17 protein-coding genes, 2 tRNA genes and 3 pseudogenes are annotated in these 18,907 nt (G+C 51.4%); 12 read left to right on the forward strand and 10 right to left on the reverse strand.

Features of this window, described 5'->3' with window-relative positions; genetic code table 11:
* Positions 1 to 6 precede the first annotated feature (6 nt).
* From HV302_RS09680 to ldtA, 7 genes are all read left to right on the forward strand, one after another.
* Entirely contained in the window at positions 7 to 822 is an 816-nt protein-coding gene (locus HV302_RS09680) for an energy-coupling factor ABC transporter ATP-binding protein (protein WP_181627260.1), read from the forward strand.
* On the forward strand, positions 819 to 2,339 hold the full coding sequence (locus HV302_RS09685; RefSeq protein ID WP_181627261.1) for a cobyric acid synthase: 1,521 nt from the start codon (positions 819 to 821) through the stop codon (positions 2,337 to 2,339). The genes HV302_RS09680 and HV302_RS09685 overlap by 4 nt, the downstream gene beginning before the upstream one ends.
* Entirely contained in the window at positions 2,336 to 2,881 is a 546-nt protein-coding gene (gene cobU / locus HV302_RS09690; protein WP_016153512.1) for a bifunctional adenosylcobinamide kinase/adenosylcobinamide-phosphate guanylyltransferase, read from the forward strand. Before HV302_RS09685 ends, cobU begins: the two co-directional genes overlap by 4 nt.
* On the forward strand, positions 2,878 to 3,621 hold the full coding sequence (gene cobS / locus HV302_RS09695; RefSeq protein WP_016156858.1) for an adenosylcobinamide-GDP ribazoletransferase: 744 nt from the start codon (positions 2,878 to 2,880) through the stop codon (positions 3,619 to 3,621). Before cobU ends, cobS begins: the two co-directional genes overlap by 4 nt.
* A 24-nt stretch (positions 3,622 to 3,645) precedes the next feature.
* The gene (gene cobT / locus HV302_RS09700; protein WP_181627262.1) at positions 3,646 to 4,710 is read left to right on the forward strand and encodes a nicotinate-nucleotide--dimethylbenzimidazole phosphoribosyltransferase; all 1,065 of its coding nucleotides are present in this window, start codon (positions 3,646 to 3,648) and stop codon (positions 4,708 to 4,710) included.
* Between the two features lie 127 nt (positions 4,711 to 4,837).
* A complete protein-coding gene (locus tag HV302_RS28230) occupies positions 4,838 to 5,149 on the forward strand; it encodes a hypothetical protein (RefSeq protein WP_326928813.1) in 312 nt (103 codons plus the stop codon).
* 317 nt (positions 5,150 to 5,466) lie between these two features.
* The gene (gene ldtA / locus HV302_RS09705) at positions 5,467 to 6,396 is read left to right on the forward strand and encodes a L,D-transpeptidase (protein WP_181627263.1); all 930 of its coding nucleotides are present in this window, start codon (positions 5,467 to 5,469) and stop codon (positions 6,394 to 6,396) included.
* Positions 6,397 to 6,419: 23 nt separating this feature from the next.
* Here the strand turns inward: ldtA and HV302_RS09710 are convergent, their stop codons facing one another.
* From HV302_RS09710 to mtfA, 5 genes are all read right to left on the reverse strand, one after another.
* Positions 6,420 to 7,103, reverse strand: a complete 684-nt coding sequence (locus tag HV302_RS09710; protein WP_181627264.1) for an ABC transporter ATP-binding protein — start codon at positions 7,101 to 7,103, stop codon at positions 6,420 to 6,422.
* Between the two features lie 10 nt (positions 7,104 to 7,113).
* Positions 7,114 to 8,802: an ABC transporter permease gene (locus HV302_RS09715; protein WP_181627265.1), complete on the reverse strand. Its 1,689-nt coding sequence runs from the start codon at positions 8,800 to 8,802 to the stop codon at positions 7,114 to 7,116.
* Complete coding sequence (locus HV302_RS09720; RefSeq protein ID WP_181627266.1) at positions 8,786 to 9,823, reverse strand: extracellular solute-binding protein; 1,038 nt, start codon at positions 9,821 to 9,823, stop codon at positions 8,786 to 8,788. The genes HV302_RS09715 and HV302_RS09720 overlap by 17 nt, the downstream gene beginning before the upstream one ends.
* A gap of 262 nt (positions 9,824 to 10,085) precedes the next feature.
* A tRNA-Asn gene (locus HV302_RS09725) sits at positions 10,086 to 10,161 on the reverse strand.
* A gap of 99 nt (positions 10,162 to 10,260) precedes the next feature.
* Complete coding sequence (gene mtfA / locus HV302_RS09730; RefSeq protein WP_047357950.1) at positions 10,261 to 11,058, reverse strand: DgsA anti-repressor MtfA; 798 nt, start codon at positions 11,056 to 11,058, stop codon at positions 10,261 to 10,263.
* Between the two features lie 93 nt (positions 11,059 to 11,151).
* Between mtfA and HV302_RS09735 the strand changes: the two genes are divergently transcribed.
* A tRNA-Ser gene (locus HV302_RS09735) sits at positions 11,152 to 11,241 on the forward strand.
* Between the two features lie 66 nt (positions 11,242 to 11,307).
* Here HV302_RS09735 and HV302_RS28235 read toward each other — a convergent pair.
* Both HV302_RS28235 and HV302_RS09745 read right to left on the reverse strand, forming a co-directional pair.
* Positions 11,308 to 12,097, reverse strand: a pseudogene (locus tag HV302_RS28235) (tyrosine-type recombinase/integrase).
* Positions 12,098 to 12,154: 57 nt separating this feature from the next.
* Complete coding sequence (locus tag HV302_RS09745) at positions 12,155 to 12,718, reverse strand: serine acetyltransferase (protein WP_181627267.1); 564 nt, start codon at positions 12,716 to 12,718, stop codon at positions 12,155 to 12,157.
* 285 nt (positions 12,719 to 13,003) lie between these two features.
* Here HV302_RS09745 and HV302_RS09750 point away from each other — a divergent pair.
* Positions 13,004 to 13,168 (forward strand): annotated as a pseudogene (locus HV302_RS09750) (DUF4113 domain-containing protein); the annotation flags it as partial.
* Positions 13,169 to 13,178: 10 nt separating this feature from the next.
* Here HV302_RS09750 and HV302_RS09755 read toward each other — a convergent pair.
* Together HV302_RS09755 and HV302_RS09760 are read right to left on the reverse strand one after the other, a co-directional pair.
* Positions 13,179 to 13,596 (reverse strand): annotated as a pseudogene (locus HV302_RS09755) (SOS response-associated peptidase family protein).
* Between the two features lie 157 nt (positions 13,597 to 13,753).
* Positions 13,754 to 14,821, reverse strand: coding sequence for a porin (locus HV302_RS09760; RefSeq protein WP_181627268.1), 1,068 nt, complete (start codon positions 14,819 to 14,821; stop codon positions 13,754 to 13,756).
* Between the two features lie 442 nt (positions 14,822 to 15,263).
* On the opposite strand from HV302_RS09760, the gene HV302_RS09765 reads away from it, so the two are divergent.
* The 3 genes from HV302_RS09765 to HV302_RS09775 all read left to right on the forward strand — a co-directional run bounded on the left by HV302_RS09765 (position 15,264) and on the right by HV302_RS09775 (position 17,911).
* Positions 15,264 to 15,956 (forward strand): phosphohydrolase, encoded by a 693-nt coding sequence (locus tag HV302_RS09765; protein ID WP_019077081.1) that lies wholly within the window; start codon positions 15,264 to 15,266, stop codon positions 15,954 to 15,956.
* A gap of 76 nt (positions 15,957 to 16,032) precedes the next feature.
* Positions 16,033 to 17,463, forward strand: coding sequence for a DNA cytosine methyltransferase (locus HV302_RS09770; RefSeq protein WP_153646351.1), 1,431 nt, complete (start codon positions 16,033 to 16,035; stop codon positions 17,461 to 17,463).
* Positions 17,444 to 17,911, forward strand: a complete 468-nt coding sequence (locus HV302_RS09775; RefSeq protein WP_181627269.1) for a very short patch repair endonuclease — start codon at positions 17,444 to 17,446, stop codon at positions 17,909 to 17,911. Before HV302_RS09770 ends, HV302_RS09775 begins: the two co-directional genes overlap by 20 nt.
* Here the strand turns inward: HV302_RS09775 and yedA are convergent.
* Positions 17,903 to 18,823 (reverse strand): drug/metabolite exporter YedA, encoded by a 921-nt coding sequence (gene yedA, locus HV302_RS09780; RefSeq protein WP_047502067.1) that lies wholly within the window; start codon positions 18,821 to 18,823, stop codon positions 17,903 to 17,905. The two genes, HV302_RS09775 and yedA, sit on opposite strands and share 9 nt — an antisense overlap.
* Positions 18,824 to 18,907: the final 84 nt, after the last annotated feature.

Raw genomic sequence — 18,907 nt, forward strand, 5'->3', positions numbered from 1 at the left:
AAAAGTATGCTTGCCACTTCAGCGCTTTGGTTTCGCTATCAGGATGACCCGATCCTCAAAGGGCTAACGCTGGACTTTTCAACGCATGCCGTCACCGGGCTGGTCGGTGCTAATGGCTGCGGGAAATCCACGCTGTTTATGAACCTGAGTGGTTTACTGCGCCCGCAGGAAGGCGCGGTGATGTGGCAAGGCAAACCGCTGGATTACAGCAAGCGCGGCCTGCTGGCGCTGCGTCAGCAGGTGGCAACCGTATTTCAGGATCCCGATCAGCAAATTTTTTATACCGATATCGACAGCGATATTGCCTTCAGCCTGCGCAACCTTGGGGTAGATGAGACTGAAATCTCCCGCCGGGTGGATGATGCGCTCACGCTGGTCGATGCCCAGCATTTTCGCCATCAACCAATTCAATGTTTAAGTCACGGGCAAAAAAAACGTGTGGCGATTGCCGGGGCGTTGGTGTTGCAGGCGCAGTATTTGCTACTGGATGAACCTACTGCGGGCCTTGACCCATCAGGCCGCACGCAGATGATTGAGATAATCAAACGCATCGTAGCGCAAGGAAACCACGTGGTTATCTCCAGCCATGATATCGATCTTATCTATGAAGTCAGCGATGCAGTGTACGTTTTACGCCGGGGTGAAGTGCTAACGCACGGCTCGTCGGGTGATGTGTTTGCCCGGACGGATCTTATTGAACAAGCGGGATTAACTCAGCCCTGGCTGGTGAAGCTGCATACCGAGCTGGGCTTCCCGCTGTGTAAAACAGAGGCTGAATTTTTTAGCTGTATGCGAGAGAACGCACTGAAGGAGGCGTCATGACGCAGGCAATAATGTTGCAGGGAACGGCATCTGATGTAGGTAAAAGCGTGTTGGTCGCCGGTCTGTGTCGAATTTTTTATCAGGATGGACTGCGTACCGCACCGTTCAAATCGCAGAACATGGCGCTGAACTCTGGCATTACGCCAGAGGGCAAAGAGATGGGCCGCGCGCAAATTTTTCAGGCTGAGGCCGCCGGTATTACGCCAGATGTGCGTATGAATCCGGTGCTGCTTAAGCCGACCAGCGATCGTAAAGCGCAGGTTGTGCTGATGGGCAAAGTGGCAACCGATATGGATGCGGTGAGCTACCACGAGTACAAACCGAAACTACGGGATCAAATCCTGTCTGTTTATAACAGTCTGGCGCAGGAGTTCGATGTGCTGGTACTGGAAGGGGCGGGAAGCCCGGCTGAGATTAACCTGCGCGATCGCGATATCGTCAATATGGGGATGGCAGAAATGGCGCAGTGCCCTGTCGTTCTGGTGGCGGATATCGACCGCGGCGGGGTGTTCGCCTCCATTTACGGCACGCTGGCGCTACTGCACGACCATGAACGCGCGAGGGTAAAAGGGGTGATCATCAATAAATTTCGCGGTGATGTGGCGTTGCTGTATTCCGGGATTGAGCAAATTGAAGCGCTGACCGGCGTTCCGGTCCTGGGCGTCATGCCATGGCTGGACGTTGATCTGGAAGATGAAGATGGCGTTGCGCTGCAAAAGGGCAAATATTTGCGCACAGACAAACGCGACATCGATATCGCCGTTGTTCAGATACCACACATTTCTAACTTTACTGATTTCAATGCGCTTGCCGCACAGCCGGATGTGCGCGTGCGCTATGTTCGCCAGCCTGAAGAGTTGGCGGGGGCCGATCTGGTGATTCTGCCCGGCAGCAAAAACACCCTGGGCGATCTGGTGTGGCTGCGTGAAAGCGGGATGGCGCATGGCGTGGTGCAATTACATCGTAATAACGTACCCGTAGTGGGGATTTGCGGTGGCTATCAAATGCTCGGCGAAACCATCATTGATGAAGTTGAGTCAGGACTCGGTACGTTGCCGGGTCTGGGCTTGCTCAATACCGTAACGCATTTTGCCCAGCACAAAACCACGACCCTGGTTGAAGGACAAATGTCCTCCTCGCTGCCGGACTGGCTGGTGGGTACCGCGGGATTATCCGTTCGCGGTTATGAAATTCATATGGGCGAAACGGCATTAACTGAAGAATGCCGGTCGGTGATGACGCTGCGTAAAGACGGCGGTAACGTGGCTGATGGCGCGGTCACTGCCGATGGCCTGGCGTTCGGCACCTATCTTCACGGTCTGTTCGACAGCGATGAATTTACCCGTGCGCTGGTTAATGGCCTGCGAGAACGTAAAGGGTTAGCGCCGCTGGATTCCACCTTCCATTACGCGCAATATAAATCGCAGCAGTTTGATCTGCTGGCGGATGCGATGCGGCAACACATCGATATTGAGAAAATTTATACCATCATGCAGCAACACCGGGAGCCAGTATGATGATTCTGGTGACTGGCGGCGCGCGAAGCGGCAAGAGTCGGCATGCGGAAGCGCTGATCGCAGATTCTCCAAACGTTTTGTATATCGCGACTTCGCAGATTTTTGATGAGGAGATGGCTGCGCGAATTCAGCATCATCGTGACGGACGTCCTGCGCACTGGCGGACAGCCGAACGCTGGCAACATCTCGATGAACTGATTACGGCAGCAAACGATCCACAAGAAGCCATTCTGCTGGAGTGCATCACCACGATGGTGACTAACCTGCTGTTTGCGCTGGGCGGTGATAGCGACCCGGATAGCTGGGATTACGCGGCGATGGAGCAATCTATTGAGGATGAAATTCGTTCGCTGATTGCGGCCTGTCAGCGTTGTCCGGCCAGGGTTGTGCTGGTCACTAACGAAGTCGGAATGGGGATTGTTCCGGAGAACCGTCTGGCACGGCATTTTCGCGATATTGCAGGACGTGTGAACCAGCGACTGGCGGCGGCGGCTGATGAGGTCTGGCTGGTGGTATCAGGAATTGGAGTCAAAATTAAATGAGTAAGTTGTTCTGGGCAATGCTCTCTTTTATTAGTCGCTTGCCCGTTCCTGCTCGCTGGTCGCAAGGACTGGATTTCGAGCACTATTCACGTGGCATTGTGATGTTTCCGCTAATTGGCGTGGTGCTGGGAGGGTTGACGGGGCTGGTCTTTATGGCGCTGCAGCCCTGGTGTGGGGTGCCGTTGGCGGCCCTGTTTGCAGTCCTCACGCTGGCGTTATTGACCGGGGGATTTCATCTCGACGGTCTGGCGGATACCTGTGACGGTATTTTTTCGGCCCGTCGACGCGAGCGGATGCTGGAAATCATGCGTGACAGCCGCCTGGGGACTCACGGTGGACTGGCGTTAATTTTCGTGTTGCTGGCAAAAGTGCTGGTGGTGAGCGAACTGGCTTTGCGGGGCACGCCGATGCTGGCGGCGCTTGCAGCCGCTTGTGTCGCCGGGCGGGGTACCGCTGTTTTGCTGATGTATCGACATCGCTACGCTCGCGAAGAAGGGCTGGGCAACGTCTTTATCGGTAAAGTCACCGGGCGTCAAACCTGCATCACGTTGGGATTTGCGGCGATCCTGGCTGCCGTGCTTCTTCCTGGCATGCGCGGCGTGGCGGCGCTGGTTGTTACGATGGTGGCGATTTTTATTCTTGGGCAGTTATTAAAACGCACGTTGGGTGGGCAAACCGGCGATACGCTGGGCGCTGCCATTGAACTTGGCGAGTTGATTTTCCTGCTGGCTCTGCTCTGAGTCAGCCAACATACTGGAACCCTTATGCAGACTTTAACCTCTTTACTCCACGCAATCCCTTCACCTGATAGTGCTGCGATGCTGCGTGCACAGCAGCATGTCGATGGCTTGCTTAAACCGCCAGGAAGTCTTGGTCGGCTCGAGTCGCTCGCCGTGCAACTGGCCGGAATGCCGGGTCTGAAGGGCGTACCGCATGTGAATGGCAAAGCGATGCTGGTGATGTGCGCCGATCACGGTGTATGGGATGAAGGGGTTGCCGTTTCGCCTAAAATCGTCACGGCTATTCAGGCTGCTAATATGACGCGTGGCACGACAGGCGTTTGTGTGCTTGCCGCTCAGGCGGGGGCAAAGGTACATGTGATTGATGTCGGCATCGATGCTGAGCTTATCCCTGGCGTGGTGAATATGCGCGTGGCGCGCGGCTGCGGCAATATTGCACAAGGCCCGGCAATGAGTCGTTCGCAGGCCGAGGAGCTGCTGCTGGAGGTTATCCTCTATACCCATGAGCTGGCCAAAGATGGCGTAACGCTGTTTGGCGTCGGTGAACTTGGTATGGCAAATACGACACCAGCGGCGGCAATCGTCAGCGTACTGACCGGCAGCGATGCCGAGGATGTGGTGGGTATCGGCGCTAACCTGCCGCTTTCAAGAGTAGGCAATAAAGTCGATGTTGTGCGGCGAGCAATTGCCGTCAATCAACCGGATCGTAATGACGGTATCGATGTGCTGGCTAAGGTAGGCGGGTTTGATCTGGTCGGCATGGCGGGGGTGATGTTGGGGGCGGCCTCCTGCGGCCTGCCGGTCGTGCTGGACGGTTTTCTCTCTTATTCCGCCGCGCTGGCGGCCTGCCAGATTGCGCCGCAGATTAAACCTTACCTGATCCCGTCACATTTCTCCGCCGAGAAGGGGGCTCGCACCGCGCTGGCGCATCTTGAACTGGAGCCGTATCTCAATATGGGGATGCGTTTGGGCGAAGGCAGCGGGGCCGCGCTGGCGATGCCGATTGTTGAAGCCGCCTGTGCAATGTACAACAACATGGGGCAGCTTGCCGCCAGTAACATTGTGCTTCCGGATGCTAAGGAAGCATAGTTTTCGGCCACGCTGAACCTCGCCCCATGGTGCAATACCGTTCAGTTAAGCATTATGGGGAACATGTGATTCTTGCTAAGGGTTCCGTTCACCTCGGCAGTAGCAATTCTCTGAAGCGCAGATACCCGTGAACGTGCAAGGGAGGCTCACCGCCGCCTCCCTTGCAACCCAGGCTCCCGGCGGGAAAATCGTCGCTGCGCGATTCATTCGTCTTATGCCGTCTGCCTGTCGGGTCGGGGCCGGGCCTGCGTCCCTGCAGGCCGTCCCCTCTGCCCGCATCCCTGCGGGCAGACCCGGTCAGCCGTCAACGCCTCATCGATTTTCAGCCGGACCGGGGTCATCGCTGCAACGCACTGACTTCCAGTTAACTCTGTTTTGCTGTTCAGATAAAAAACGCAGGGGGTCAGGTGTGGGCCGGCCCGGTAGCCTGGAGGAATAAACGGAGGGGACCGCGGAGCGGCAATTTTCCCGCCGGGAGCCGGGATTGTAAAGGGCGTGGCGGAGAACGCCCTTTACACGTTCACAGGAATCGGTGTTTCAGAGAAACGATGCACATGAGGTGAACGGAACCCTTACCGTGAGATAGCATATTCATAACTTCTGCCAACACAGGTGATGCTTTCTGATACAGAGGCGTTAACTGAACTGCATTAGCTTCAGGCGGCTTTTTTATGCGGATTTTAGTCGTAACCCACTAAAACAGATAATAAAAGCTATAATTAACGGATATCTGCTGCGGCGAAGGAAAGGAAAAAGATGCGTCGTGTAAAACTGCTTTGTTCACTCATTATGCTGCTCGTGAGTCAGAGCGCGCAGGCGGTGAGTTATCCGCTCCCGCCTGAAGGCAGTCGCCTGGTGGGGAGCCCTTTGACCATTACGGTACCTTCAGGAAACACTCAGCCGTTGGAAGCTTTTGCCGCGCAGTACGGACAGGGGTTGAGCAATATGCTGGAGGCCAATCCCGGCGTGGATGTTTTTCTGCCTAAGTCTGGCTCTACGCTGGTTGTGCCACAGCAACTGATATTACCGGATACTGTACGCGAGGGGATCGTAATCAACGTCGCAGAAATGCGCCTTTACTATTATCCCGCTGGCAGCAATACGGTTGAGGTTTTACCCATTGGCATTGGCCAGGCGGGCAGAGAAACGCCGCGTAACTGGGTCACGGCGGTAGAACGTAAGCAGGAAGCACCAAGCTGGACGCCTACGCCGAATACCCGGCGCGAATACGCAGCGCGTGGGGAAAGCCTGCCGGCGTTTGTTCCTGCCGGGCCAGATAACCCGATGGGACTGTATGCGATTTATATCGGCAGGCTTTATGCCATTCATGGCACAAATGCGAATTTCGGTATTGGTCTGCGGGTAAGTCAGGGGTGTATCCGTTTGCGTAATGACGACATTAAATATCTGTTTGATACCGTACCGGTAGGGACGCGTGTGCAACTGATAGACCGACCGGTGAAATACAGCGTAGAGCCGGACGGTAGTCGCTGGGTGGAAGTGCATGAACCACTGTCACGAAACCGGTCGGAATACGAGTCTGACAGAAAAGTTCCCTTGCCAGTCACCCCCGCGCTGCGCACCTTCATCAGCGGGAATGACGTGGATATGAGTCGCGGAAATCAGGCACTGGAAAGACGCTCCGGTATGCCGGTGAATATCAGACTGATTCAGACCCATTACTAATTTTCAAGGCGACCCTGTGACCTTTAGTCTGGGTGGGTCGCTTTTTTAATTTGATATTGTCCCATTTTTACCACGCCAATATGGTCTGCCATTAGCTGCGCCTCGTGTTCGCTGTGTGTAACCAGCAGTGCCGTTTGCCCGGCGGCACGCAAAATATCCCGCACCTCGTTGCCAAGACGCTCACGCGTGCGCTTATCAAGGCTGGAGAAAGGCTCATCGAGCAGCAGGATTTCCGGATGCGGCGCCAGCGCGCGCGCAAGAGCGATACGCTGCTGTTGACCGCCGGACAGTTCATGCGGATAACGGTCGGCATGACTGTGCAACTCCACCATTTTTAACAGTTCCGCCACCCGGACCTGCTGCTGCTCACGCGGCATACGTCGTAACCCAAAGGCCACGTTTTGTTGCGCCGTCAGGTGAGGGAATAACGCATATTCCTGAAAGACCATGCCGACATGCCGTTTTTCCGGCGGCAGATGAACACCGGAACCGGCAACGCGGCGCTGCGACACATAGATCTCTCCGCTTCGCAGCCGTTCAAATCCGGCAACTGCGCGTAACACTGTGGTTTTTCCGCAACCTGAAGCGCCCAGTAAACAAGCGATCTCTCCTTTACGTACCGACATTGAAAACCCGCTCAGCACCGATTGCTGGCTGTTGCCGTAGGCAACATGCACATCCTGGAGTCGTAATGCAATTTCTGACATTGTTACTCTCTTAACCACGGCGAGTCATCTGGTGACGCACCAACAAAATAACCGGTAGCGTGCCAGCTAAAACAATCATTAGCGCGGCGATAGCACCTTCTTCATAGGTTCCACGGGCGGCTTCTGCATACAGCAACGTTGCCAGCGTTTCGAAGTTTACCGGGCGCAACAGCAACGTTGTTGGCAGTTCTTTCATGGCATCGGCAAAAACCAGCAGGGCGCTACTCACTAACGCCGGGCGCAGCAATGGGAAATGAACCCGTGCAAATGTGCCCGCACCATTCTCACCCAACAGACGAGAAGCCTGCTCCAGCGAAGGCGGAATGCGGCCCAGGCCGGAATCCAGTGCGCCGATAGCAATCGCCTGGAAACGCATGGCACAACAAATTACCAGCAGGATCCCGGCAGACATCAGCGGCAGGCCGCGAACATCCAGTAAATCTGCCAGCCAGCGGTCGACTGCCATGGCGGGGGTTAAAAAACCAATCGCCAGAATTGTACCGGGAACCGCGTAGCCTAAAGAAGCCAGACGCATTACACCACGGCGAAATCCTGGCATCGCGTTGTCTGCGGCGCTATGCCGCGCGCTCCAGGCCACCAACATACTGACGCAAACCACCACCAACGTGGTTCCCGCGGCCAGTGATAACGTATTTTGTAATGCAGACAGTAACGAGGAGGATATAGGGCTCTCGTCACCTATACGTTTGGCGCTTTCCCAGATTAAAAACAGCACCGGGGCCAGAAAGCCCAGCACAACCGGCAGCGTAATAACGACACCGAGTAGCCAGCCACGCCAGCCTTGCACGCGGGTGGGTTGAATTTCCCGCAGGCTACGGCTGCTGAATCCCTGTTTTCTGCGGCCATAAAATTCCAGCGTCAGAATAAAGAATATAAACATCAGCATCATGCAGGCGATTTGCGCTGCGGCAGATAAATCAGAGCGAGAGATCCACGTGGTGTATACGGTAACGGTTAACGTTTGTACCCCGAGAAATTCCGACGCGCCAATATCGTTAAGCGTCTCCAGCAGCGCCAGACTGATCCCGACGGCCAGTGCCGGGCGAGCCATGGGGAGAGCAACACGAAAAAAAGTCCCGGTTGCGCTGCAACCCAGCGTACGTGCAGCTTCCAACAGATGGGCCGGCTGGCTGATAAACATGGCGCGGGTTGTCAGGTACACGTAAGGATAAAGTACTAATCCGAGCAAGATTATTGCGCCGGAAAGGGAACGTAAATCGGGCAGGCGGAACTGTCGCGGGCTGTCAAAGCCCAGTATGAAACGGATAAAGGTTTGCAGGGGGCCAATCGGATGCAGCAGATCGAGCCATGCAAAGGCAACGATGTAGGTAGGCATTGCCAGCGGCAACAGCAGCGCCCAACTGAGAATTTTTCGCCCAGGGAAATCCCATGCCGTTACCGCCCATGCGCTGCCTACGCCAATAACGCCAACCATTATCGCGACACCCGCTAGCAACAGCACGGTGTTTTTTAGCGCTGAAGGCAGTACATATGTCATAAGATTATCCCAGTGGGATAAATCAGCCTGGGTGGCCTGCCAGATCAGCGCAACGATGGGGGTCAGGACGCCAAGCGCGACGCACAACGCGCCAAGATGCAACGGCGTTAATAATGACTGCGGCCCGGAAACCAGGCCGCGTAACGTCGGAAACTGCAGCGATTTATTGATCGAATCCAACTTTATCTACCAGCAGGCTAGCTTGTTTACGATACTTCACGATCTCTGTGAGCGGTGTTTTATCGACGTCGATTTCACCGATTGTGGCGCTAATGACCGGGTCAAGCGTTACGCCTTTCAGTACCGGATATTCGAAGTTCGCTTTCGCATACTGCTGCTGGGCAGGCGCGGAAACCAGATATTCCATCAGCTTAACGGCATCGGCTTTATTTGGCGCATAGCGGGCAACGGCAGCGCCGCTGATGTTGACGTGCGTACCGCCATTTTCAAAGGTTGGTTTAACGACTTTAATGGCATCGCCCCACTGACGAGCATCGCTGCCTTCTTTGGCGTTTTTCATATGGCCGACATAATAGGAGTTTGCCAGGCCGATATCACAAATTCCACCGAGGATATCGCGGGCAACATCGCGATCGCCGCCGGTGGCTTTACGCGCCAGGTTAGCCTTCACGCCGCGCAGCCATTCTTCGGTTTTGGCTTCACCATGATGGGCAATCATCGCGGCGATCAGCGCCGTGTTGTAGGGGTGCTGACCGGAACGAATACAAACTTTACCTTTGTATTCTGGGCTGGCGAGCTGTTCGTAATGCCAGTTATCGATTGGCAGCGACTTCTCGGCATACAGTACGCGGGCGCGCATTGAAAGCGCAAACCACTGATTATCCGCACCGCGCAGATTCGCCGGAATGGCGGCTTTCAGCGCTTCTGACTCTACCGGCTGGGTGACGCCGGCTTCAACCAAATCGATGAGATTTCCGGCATCGACGGTCATCAGCAGGTCGGCAGGGGAGTTTTTGCCTTCAGCCTTAACACGCTCAAGCATACCGTCTTTGATATAGACCGTACTTACTTTGATACCTCTGGTTTTAGTCCAGCTATCAAGTAAAGGCTGGATCAGGCCCGGTTCACGGGTGGTGTAAAGCGTTAACGTTTCCTGAGCGAAAGCCGGCAGGCTGACAGAGAAGAGGAGGGCAGAGGCAAGCGTGATACGGCGCAATCCGGTGCGAGTCAGAGCATTCATCGTTTTTATCCCAGAGTAATTGGAACATACAGTGAACCGAGTCGGGGCTCGTTCTTTTGGCTCGCGTACAATAAATGATAATCACTAGCACTTACAATAATTGCAAAGTTTAAACGATTTACATTTACACAACTTTAATCAACGATGTGATGCGGCATGGAATGGGGAGTTATGGCAGACTGAGCGCTTATAGAGGCAGCTTTTACACAGACATGAAAAGCAAAAAGCCCGCTTAAGTTTCCTTAAGCGGGCTTCTTAAATTTGGCTCCTCTGACTGGACTCGAACCAGTGACATACGGATTAACAGTCCGCCGTTCTACCGACTGAACTACAGAGGAATCGTGTGAACGAGGCGCATATTACTGACCTCATCATGAGGTGTCAACAGTAAAATTAGCGCGTCATTTCAATTGGTTAATTAATCTTCAAATTCAGTGTTAATGCGTGTTTGGTGAGCGATAATCGTCGTCTCCCCGGGTATCTCGTAACCGCTCCATGGGGTTCTGGCGATAAAACTGGATGAAACGCTGCCATAAGGCAGGAAAACGCGGAGCAAATAATTCAGGAGCACTGAAAAAATACTCGGATAGCACGGCAAAGCATTCAGCAGGATCGGTCGCTGCGTAGGCATCTATACTGCACGCAGTTTCTCCAACCAGATCGATCTCATCCTGAATATTGTTCATTGCAGCATGCAGGTCGTGTTCCCAACCGGCGATATCGCGCAGGGGAATCGCCGGAATACCGCTGGCACGATCGCCATTACGCATATCAAGCTTGTGCGCCACTTCATGGATGATCAGATTAAAGCCGGAGGCATCAAAGGAATCCTGAATATCAAGCCAGTTGAGGATTATCGGGCCTTGTTGCCAACTCTGCCCGGACTGTACCACGCGTTGATTATGCACCAGCCCAATATCGTCCTCCCATTCATCGTCTACGACAAATGGGGCAGGGTAGATGAGAACTTCATGAAACCCGTCGAGCCACTCAATCCCCATTTCCAGAACAGGTAAACAGAATAGCAGAGCAATGCGCGCACTTTTTAGCGGGTCCAGCTCAAACCCCTGAAGAGCGACTAATCTTTTTTGTTGTAAAAAGCGCTCGGCCAGGGCAATAAGTCTGGCTTGTTCTTGCTCGGTGAGATTCACCAAAAGGGGAATAGCCAGGGCGTCGTCCCACGGCCAATCGTCACTCCGGGTTGCTTCTTGTTCTTTCCAGGGCCACTTAATCATCGTTTTGCTCGCAAACTCGTCACTTGAACGAAATTGACGGAACTGGGTCTGTTAAAATGCCAAATTACCTGGCATCATGGCAACCGCCAAAACGGAGAGATGCCAGAGCGGCTGAATGGACCGGTCTCGAAAACCGGAGTAGGGGTAACTCTACCGGGGGTTCAAATCCCCCTCTCTCCGCCACTATTCAAACACTTAGCTCAATTCCTTTCAACGACTCATGTCACACTTGGTATAGTGTTGGTATATTCACTTGGTATAAAACTCGCCATCATCATCTTCTGATTTGCCCAATACTGGAAGATCCAGTGTGGGAGAAATTTTCACTTTTCTGTCATAAACCACAACCTGGCTTTCAGTTTTGTGACCTGAGAATAGTTGCTTGTCCTTACTCGAGCCTTCGTAATCCGATATTCCCTTGGCTTTGAGATCATGAAAAGTACACGGCAGTTTCTATCTGGTTTTTTTCCTGCTACAGATGACCGTTTCCCGTCCGTCCAAAGTCTTTGCAAGTTCGATGGTGTTATGAAGCCGTTCGGTCCAGACCTTTATTTGCTTAGTCCCGGTATTTCCTTGCTGAATAAAAATGCCTTCCTCGCTTACTTGCGACCATTTGAGTGAAAGAACATCCGATACGCGAGCTGCACATAAGTAAGACATTTCCATTCCAACCCGAAGAGCTGGCGCAGTTTCTTCATAAATTGCCTGATATTCTTCGTCTGTCACGTACACATCACGGGCTTTTAAAGAGAACTTGCGCACTCCCTTGTACGGATTTCCTTTCACATACCCTCGTTCATATCCCCATGAGAAAACACGCGATATCCCGCCGAATTCCTGGTTTGCCTGGTTCATACTGCGTTGGCCACGTTTATCCATATAGATCCTGACCATCTCAATTTTAATGTCATCTGCTCGCATATTCCCGAACACTGGGACAGGTTTTTTCATACGACCTGTAATCAGTCTGCGTCCGTGGAGCCAGTTCAGCAAAAGCTGGGTTGCTGGTGAATAACACTCATAATTTAGAAAATGTCATTACATCTGAACGTTTGTTTAAACAAATATTAATACCCCCTCTATGAGGAGGGGGAAACTATAATTCGTGATTTTTTTCTGTGACGTAGGTGCAGTTAGATGGAATATTAGATTTAATAAATGACATTGCACCAATTTTGACATTGTCACCAATTTTCACAGAAAGACCAATGATGCATGTATTTGCACCTATGTCAACATTATTACCAATTGTTAACCTTAAAGATTTGCAATCCTTGTCTATTTGTCCTATTACGCAGTTTTGTCTGATAATAAAATTATCCCCAATGTCAACAGAGCCGTGAATAACGATGCCTGAATGGTGCGGGATCAATAAGCCTTTGCCTATATTTGCACCCAATCCTATTTCACAGCCAAATCTCTCAATTATCTTGTTATTCAGCTTTATTGCTGCTCTTTTTTGGTATTTCCCACCATTTTTGTACATTTCATTGGCTAGGCGCCACCAAAAAAGGAAGTTTCTGTGTCTTAATTTCTTCTCGCGTAGTAATCTTATGATTGAAAAATACGGTCTCCTTATAATCTCACTCTTCCAATAATAGAATAGTTCTTGTGAACGCCCGAATATTACGAATTTTAAGGCGATAATGTATTTAATCATAAATTTCCTTTAAGTAACATTATGTTTTGTTGAATTATTTTTGTAACTTTAACTTACGCTTAGCTACGATATTTTGATCTGTGTCTATGCCTTAATAAAGGAGTTTAGTTTTTCTTGTGGACCTTCTCTTTCATGACGAAATTCAGATTGTGTTATACCTACCACTTTGTGATGTTTGTTGTACTATTGTTACAAATAATGTATTTGATAAGGGGAGGTTTTGCAACATGCCTGACAGTAAAAATACCGACAAGTCAAAGGCAGGCTTTTTCTTTCATGTCAAGGGGGAGCGAGAAGCTGATGGAGATTTTGGATCATATGAATGCAAAGGAAGTAAGGGGAGCGCTTTATTTCGCCGGTCAGGGTACCCAGCAACAGTGGGCAATTAAAAGAGAGATGCAGTCACCCCGATATACCACCCGCGATGAAGACCTGCTCCGGGTTAAGTAACAGGCTTAATTTAATCTGCCCCCTGATTTTTCACATTTCCGACGGCACGTGTTACGGCATGCCATATAAATTTATCAGCCGGCACGACACAGTCAGCTGCAATTTCAGCTGCTTCTTTCCCTCCAAGATCCTGCCTCATCCATTCGCGCGCGGCTTCCGGTAGCACTACCAACGGTTGTCTGTCGTAAATATCTACCAGTCCTTTGTCGGCCATTGTTTCAGACCGTGCGTTAATTAGCAGCGGTTTATCCCACCACCTCGGGCGTATCCCCAAAGTACAGGGTCAAGGTGCAGTTGTTCATCACGTTCACTCAGCAGCAGAACTTTGATGGCAGGTGCCACGTTGAAACGTCCGATGGGTCTGGAGCGTATGGAATGTCGCGTTCAGCTTCTTCAGAGAGCAGGGCGAGATAGTCTTCACGCGTCATTTCAAGCACTTGCACGCCTTGCTTTCAACGACAGTTCTCATGGATGTCTTTTTCTTTGAGTATCCTCACAAGTTTATCGTGGTAATGCCCGTGTGATAAAAAATACGCTTCGTTGAACAAAAAAAGCCCGCAGCGCGGGCTTTTGAGTTTGTGGAGATTAGAACTGGTACACAATACCCATGGCAAACTGATCATCAACTGCGTTGCCAGTAATTGCGCCGTCTTCTTTATCCAGCAGGTTAAATTTATACGCTGTGTAGACGTTCATATTTTTATTGAAGTAGTACCAGGTGCCGAGTTCGACGTAATTCACGCGGTCAGCGTTAACACCGCCGGCCAGGTCTTTACCCTGCGAGTAAACGTAACCCAGAGATGGACGCAGACCAAAGTCGAACTGATATTGAACGACTGCTTCAACGTTTTGCGTTTTGTTTGCAAAAACCGGATCGGTTCCGGTTCCGGTTCTGGTCATATTACGCGTTTCGCCATACATTGCTGCCGCATAAACGCTGTTGGCGTCATATTTTGCTGCCAGAGACCAGACTTCAGCGTTGCTGCCATAGCCATCGATGGATTGTTTGTCCGCACGGTCGGATTTACCATACACCGCGACGACACCAAAGCCATCCACGTTATAGTCCACCGACATGCTGTAGCCGTCGCCATTTGCTTTAGTGACAGCGTGATCGTCATTTTTGCCCTGGTACTGCAGCGCGAAATTAAGACCCTCAACCATGCCGAAGAAGTCTGTGTTGCGGTAGGTCGCCACGCCGTTGGTACGACCGGTCATGAAATTATCCGTCGCAGCCCATGAATCGCCACCCCATTCAACCAGCATATCGGTGTAGGCTGCCGCATCGTAGGCTACGCCATAGTTACGACCGTAATCAAATGAGCCGTAATCCGCATATTTCAGGCCCGCGAAGGCCAGACGGGTTTTTTGCCCCTGAGATCCTTCCGCATTGCTGGCGTCGAGGTTGTGTTCAAACTGACCAAAACCTGTCAACTCGTTGCTGATCTGGGTTTCACCTTTCACCCCAAAACGGGCGTAAGAGGTGTCAGCATTTTCACTGTTACTGCTATCCGTATTCGACCAGATGCGTTCGCCTACCATCTTGCCGTAAAAATCAATTTTATTGCCGTTCTTATTATAAATTTCAGCCGCATTTGCTGCGCTTGCAGCGAATAAGGCAGGGAGAAGCAGTGCCAGTACTTTTCTTTTCATTATGTATTCCCTTTATATAATAATTAAAATGAATATGTAGCGCTATCTGAAAGACTACATTTGAATACTATCTATGAAGTTCATTTAATTTTAAATATAACATGTAACAAATGTATTTAAGATATTTCAAAATGTTTCATTGTTGCTTTTATATAATTAAAACTGCATGACGTTTGAATTAATATTATCCATATAAATGTATTTTTTATCATATAGTTATGATTTCTTTTGTTCTATCTTGTTGAATGTATATTATTGATATTTGTTATTTATTTTGCATACGGGATTATAATTGATCTGCTTGTTTTGAATAATGGATTTATATATCCATTATAGTGATGCTTATTAAGTGAATAATATGTATTGATGATAAAAAGCGTCGACGGTAGTCTGACATGAGAATTGTTGCTAAGGTGGTTTTCTTTCTGCGAAGAGCGAGAGTATGGAACTACAGTACTGGCAGTCGAAATTTGAAGCCTGGTTACGTGACAATCATTCCGGGCACGACGCTGCCCATGACATCTTTCATTTTCGTCGCGTCTGGATGACATCACAAAAGTTGAGCATGGATGTGACCGTAGACTGGCTGGTGGTGCTGGCGGCGTGCTACTTCCACGATCTCGTCAGTTTGCCGAAGAATCATCCCGATCGTCATCGTTCGTCGGTACTGGCAGCCCAGGAAACGCGTCGCGTTTTGATGCGCGATTTTCCTGATTTCCCACAACAACGATTACCTGCCGTGTGCCATGCTATTGAGGCGCACAGTTTCAGCGCCAAAATCGTACCAGAAACCCTTGAAGCCAAAATCGTGCAGGATGCTGACCGGCTTGAGGCGTTGGGCGCAATTGGTTTAGCACGGGTATTTGCCGTGTCCGGCACGTTAGGCGTGGCGCTGTTTGATGCGGAAGATCCGTTTGCCCGACAGCGTAGCCTTGATGATAAACAGTACGCACTCGATCACTTCCAGACCAAATTGTTGACGCTGCCGCTGACGATGCAAACTGAACACGGTCGGCATTTGGCGCAACATAATGCTGACTTCTTACTGACGTACATGGCGAAGCTGAGTGCGGAGTTAAAAGGAGAATATGAAATGCTGGATCTTGATGCGATTCAACCCTTTAAGTTGCGTTAGTCGCCAGTACAGCCGCAACGTCAACCGCGCTAAATTATGTTAACCTGTCAGCTATCCATTTCGGCCGGTTAAATGTATGCAGGATAATTTTTCAGTAGCAGGTTCCATGAACCCGATGACAGATGATAACGAGGCCGCCGCACAGGTGATTTTGGCTAAGTTGCTTGAAATATATGACGTGAAAACGCTGGTTGCTCATCTGAATGGTGTTGGCGAGAACCGCTGGAGTCCGGCCATCTTCAAGCGAGTGGTTGCCAATGAAACGTGGCATCGCCTCAGCGACGGTGAGTTGGCTCATCTGAACGACTTGCTGCCGAGGCCGCCTGCGCATCATCCACATTATGCTTTTCGCTTTATCGATCTTTTTGCCGGTATTGGCGGCATTCGTCGCGGCTTTGAGGCGATTGGCGGGCAGTGCGTGTTTACCAGTGAGTGGAACAAGCATGCGGTGCGCACCTACAAAGCGAATCACTACTGCGATCCTCACCAGCACCATTTTAATGAAGATATTCGCGATATCACCCTCAGTCATCATGATGGGGTGAGCGACCAGCAGGCGGCGGAACATATCCGCCAGCATGTTCCGCAGCATGACGTGCTGCTGGCGGGATTTCCTTGTCAGCCATTCTCTCTGGCCGGTGTATCAAAGAAAAACGCGTTAGGGCGGGCTCATGGCTTCGCCTGCGATACGCAAGGCACACTTTTTTTTGACGTGGTGCGCATCATCGATGCGCGTCGGCCGGCAATATTTGTGCTCGAAAACGTCAAAAACCTGAAGAGTCACGATCAGGGGAAAACGTTCCGCATCATTATGCAAACGCTGGATGAGCTGGGTTATGACGTGGCTGATGCACACGATAACGGGCCGGACGATCCGAAAATTATCGATGGGCAACATTTTTTGCCTCAGCATCGCGAACGTATTGTGCTCGTCGGCTTTCGCCGCGATCTGAATCTGAAATCAGACTTCACGTTGCGCGATATTGTCTCCCGCTATCCTCAGCGGCGTACGACGCTGGCGGAGCTACTTGAGCCGACCGTCGATGCAAAATATGTGCTCACGCCGGTGCTGTGGAAATATCTGTATCGTTATGCAAAAAAGCATCAGGCGCGGGGCAATGGATTTGGCTATGGCATGGTGTATCCCAGCAATCCCGATTGCGTAACGCGCACATTATCGGCGCGTTACTATAAAGATGGGGCGGAGATCTTGATCGACCGCGGTTGGGATATGGCGCAGGGTGAAAAGGATTTTGATGATCCGCACAATCAGCGATACCGTCCGCGCAGGCTGACGCCCAGAGAGTGCGCGCGCCTGATGGGATTTGAATCACCTCAGGGCTATCAGTTCAGGATCCCGGTGTCGGACACACAGGCTTATCGTCAGTTTGGTAATTCGGTGGTCGTCCCGGCATTTGCGGCGGTTGCCAGACTGCTGGAGCCAAAAATCAAACAGGCGGTTGCTATTCGCGAGAAAGAGAAACTGCATGGCAGACGTTCACGATAAAGCGACGCGCAGTAAAAATATGCGGGCGATAGCAACCCGCGATACCGCAATTGAAAAACGCCTTGCCAGCGTACTGGCAGAGGAGGGGGTAACGTTTCGCGTGCAGGATGCGACGTTACCCGGTCGTCCCGATTTCGTGGTGGATGATTATCGTTGTGTGATTTTTACCCACGGCTGTTTCTGGCATCATCACAACTGCTATCTATTCAAAGTCCCCACCACACGAACAGCGTTCTGGCTGGAAAAAATAGGCAAAAATGTTCAGCGTGACGCGCGGGATTGTGAAAAATTGCAGGCTCTGGGCTGGCGCGTACTGATTGTCTGGGAGTGCGCCCTGCGTGGGCGCGAAAAGCTGGGGGAGGACGCGTTGTCCGAACGCGTCATCGAGTGGATCTGCGGCGGTGGCGACAGTGCGCAGATCGACACCCTCGGTATCCATTTACTGTAACGTCTTTTCCGACGGGGTCGCAACGGCGTCCGCTTTAACGGGAAATAGGTATTTACCGAGTGTGACCAGTACCACCGCAAATACAATCACGCCAAGCGCCAGCCATTCGATGGGCGCCAGACTTTCACCTCCCAGGCCGGTACCTAACAGTACAGCGACAACCGGATTAACGTAGGCATAGCTGGTGGCTAATGCCGGGCTGACGTTGCGGATCAAGTACATATACGCGTTGATGGCAATAATAGAACCAAACACGGCCAGATAGGCGACCGCCATAAAGCCTGAAAACGTCGGCATAGTGGTCAACTTTTCCCCGGAAATCAGCGAGGCGCACATCAGCACAATACCGGCGGCTAACATTTCAATGGCTCCGGCCATCATGCCAACGGGTAACGTTATGCGCGAGCCGTACACTGAGCCAAACGCCCAGCTTATCGAACCTATCAGGATTAAAATTGCTCCCCATGGATTACCACTCAAATTACCACCGCTGTTCAGCATGATGATCCCCGCGAGTCCAATTGCGATCCCCATCCATTCAAGTTTGCGCGTTTTGATGCCAAAAAAGTGGCTAAAACACAGCGTAAACAGCGGAACGGTGGCGACCACCACGGCGGCAATACCGGAAGGCACGTTTTGATGTTCTGCGACGGTGACCAGTCCGTTACCGACAGCCAGCAGCAGGATACCAATTAACGCGGCGTTCAGGAGCACGCGCAGAGGCGGCAGCTTATGTCCGCGGATAAGTAAGAATGCTGTTAATAAAATCCCCGCAGAGAGAAAACGAACGCCAGCCATCATCAACGGCGGCCAGCTTTCAACGCCAATGCGAATAACGAAGTACGTGGAACCCCAAATGATGTACAGCGCGAAAAGCGCACTGAAAAGCGGTAGCAATTGCCTGAAACGCATAATCCCTCACGGTGGAAATAAAAAGGTGCAACATAGTAAACGTCAAAACTATCTTGCTGGCGAGATTTATAATTACGTGCTGAT

Source organism: Citrobacter sp. RHBSTW-00859, from assembly GCF_013729795.1.
GTDB classification, from domain to species: domain Bacteria; phylum Pseudomonadota; class Gammaproteobacteria; order Enterobacterales; family Enterobacteriaceae; genus Citrobacter; species Citrobacter braakii.